This is a genomic window from Streptomyces sp. (assembly GCF_031181555.1).
GTDB lineage: Bacteria > Actinomycetota > Actinomycetes > Streptomycetales > Streptomycetaceae > Streptomyces > Streptomyces fimbriatus.
Genome location: NZ_JAPSKQ010000132.1, coordinates 16,064 through 18,670, shown reverse-complemented (window position 1 = coordinate 18,670; position 2,607 = coordinate 16,064). Strand labels below are relative to the sequence as shown.

Here is a 2,607-nt window from a genome sequence, read left to right as displayed (position 1 = left end):
GCCCCGTACTCGAGGTGCTGTCCGGTCTGGACCTGCTGGTGCTGGGCGGCGGCGGCATCCTCTACGACGGCGAGGCGCGCCGCTATCTGCGGCTGGTCCGCGCGGCGCAGGACCGCGGCGTCCGCACGTTCGCGTACGCCGTCGGCGCGGGTCCGCTGCGGGAGGCCGACGACCGGGAGGCGGTGCGCACCGTGCTGCCGGACATGGACGACGTGGTGGTACGGGACGAGGAGTCCCGGCTGGTGCTCGAAGAGGTGGGGGTGGAGCGCGAGGTCAAGGTCACCGCGGACCCGGCGCTGCGACTGTGCCCGGAGCCCTTCACCGGCCGGATGATGAGGGACGAGGGGCTGCCCGCCGGCACCCGGCTCGTGGGCATGTCGGTGCGGGAACCGGGGCGTGCGGCCGAGAACCTCGACGAGAGCGGCTACCACGCGCTGCTCGCCGAGGTGGCGGACTTCCTGGTCCGACGCCTGGACGCCTATGTGGTGTTCATGCCGATGGAGCGCCACGACGTCCGGCACGCGCACGCCGTGCTGTACCACATGACCGCGCCGGACCGGGGACGGATCCTCAACGGTGCCTACAGCCCGGGGCAGGTGCTCGGCTTCATGCGCCGGCTGGACCTGGCGGTCGGCATGCGGCTGCACTTCGTGATCTTCGCGGCGGTCTCCGGCCTGCCGGTCCTTCCGCTTCCCTACTCGGGCAAGGTCTTCGACTTCGCCCGCCGCATCGGCGCCCCCGCTCTGGTCGGAGTGGCGCGGGAGCAGGCCGGTCTTCTCCTGGCGGAGGTGGACCGGCTCTGGGACGAGTACCCGCAGCGGCGTGCGGAACTGCGCTCCCGGGTGCGGGAGCTGCACACCCTGGCCCAGGAGACCTGCGTGCGCTGCGGCGACCTGCTCGACCGCATGGACGGGACCGGCCGGACCGACTGCCGTGACGACACGGCCGCGGCGAACGGGCTGGAGGGCACGAGCAGTACCCACGTCACCGAGCAGCGGCTCGGTGACGTCCGTGAGCCGCAGGAGTCACGGGCGGAGCCGTCCCGGACGGAGTCGCACGACGCGGCCTGAGGAGAGCTGACGGGAGACACTCGATGCCCATCCTGGAACCGCCCGGACGAGCCCGTACCGTCACACTGCCGCCGCGGCCCGCCCTGCACGCGGGCCGCACCGACGTCCTGGTGGTCGGCGGCGGCCCCGCCGGATGCGGTGCCGCGCTCGCCGCGGCCGACGCCGGGGTCGAGGCGGTGCTCGTGGAGCGGTACGGGTTCCTCGGCGGCAATGCGACCGCGGCACTGGTCATGCCGCTGATGTCCTTCCACAACGAGCACAAGCAGGCCGTCTTCGACGGGAGCGGCGACGGCACCCGGCTGCTGCCCACCGACCACGGCGAGGGCGAGCCGGTGGTCGCGGGTGTCCTGTGGCGGCTGCTGGACCGGCTGACGGCGCGGGGCGGCTGTGTTCCGCCCTCCCTGGAGACCGGTTACACCGTGCCGTTCGACCCGGAGGTCTTCAAACTGGTCCTGCTGGACCTGCTCGACGAGGCCGGGGCGCGGATGCTGTTCCACTCCTTCGCCTCCGCCGCGCTGCCGCTGGACGACGGCTGGCGCGTGGTCTTCGAGACCAAGTCGGGACCGGTGGTGATCGACGCCGGTGTGGTGGTGGACGCCACCGGTGACGGCGACGTCGCGGCCTCCTGCGGAGCGCCGTACGAGACCGGCCGGCCCGAGGACGGGCTGGTGCAGCCGATGACGCTCATGTTCCGCGTCGCGGACTTCGCGCAGCCGCGGTTCGCCGAGTACGTCCGCGAGCACCCCGACCAGTGGCGCGGCGTGCACGGTCTGTGGGACCTCGTCAAGGAGGCCACGGCGGACGGTGAGCTCCAGCTCCCGCGCGAGGACATACTGTTCTTCGGCACCCCGCACCCCGGCGAGGTCAGCGTCAACAGCACCCGCGTCACGAGGGCGTTCGGCACCGACGTGTGGGACCTCAGCCGCGCCGAGTACACCGCCCGCCGCCAGCTCGAGCAGATCGACCGCTTCCTGCGCCGCCACGTACCCGGCTTCGAGGACTCCTACGTCGTGCAGAGCGGCACCCACATCGGTGTCCGCGAGACCCGCCGCATCCTGGGCGACTACAAGCTGACCGGGCACGACATCCTGGCCGCGCAGTCCTTCCCGGACGTGGTCGCGCACGGCGCCTACCCGGTCGACATCCACAACCCCAGGGGCACCGGCACCGTTCTCAAGCGCGTGCCCCCCGGCCGCTTCTACGACATCCCGCTGCGCTGTCTGCTGCCCCGGGAGACGGACCGGCTGCTGGTGGCCGGCCGCTGCATCTCCGGCACGCACGTGGCGCACTCCTCGTACCGGGTCATGCCGATCGCGATGGCCACCGGCCAGGCGGCCGGCGTCTGCGCGGGCCTGGCGATCCGCCTCGGACGCGACCCACGGGACCTGCCGCACCCCCTCGTCCAGCAGGAACTGCTGCGCCAGGGCGCCCGCCTGCGGATCGACGGCACCGACCACCCGCCCGCGCGCGGCTGACGGGCGGCCCGCCCCTCGGCCCACCCGTCCCGGGCCCGGACGCCCGGTCCGCCGTCACGCCA

General features: G+C 73.3%; 2 protein-coding genes. Both read left to right on the top strand.

Translation table 11 applies throughout. The features are described from left to right. The coding region (locus tag RIM90_RS23270; protein WP_309062695.1) for a polysaccharide pyruvyl transferase family protein at positions 1-1,070 on the top strand (1,070 nt) is incomplete at its 5' end. Positions 1,071-1,093: 23 nt separating this feature from the next. Then, positions 1,094-2,545, top strand: a complete 1,452-nt coding sequence (locus RIM90_RS23265; RefSeq protein WP_309062694.1) for an FAD-dependent oxidoreductase — start codon at positions 1,094-1,096, stop codon at positions 2,543-2,545. Positions 2,546-2,607: the final 62 nt, after the last annotated feature.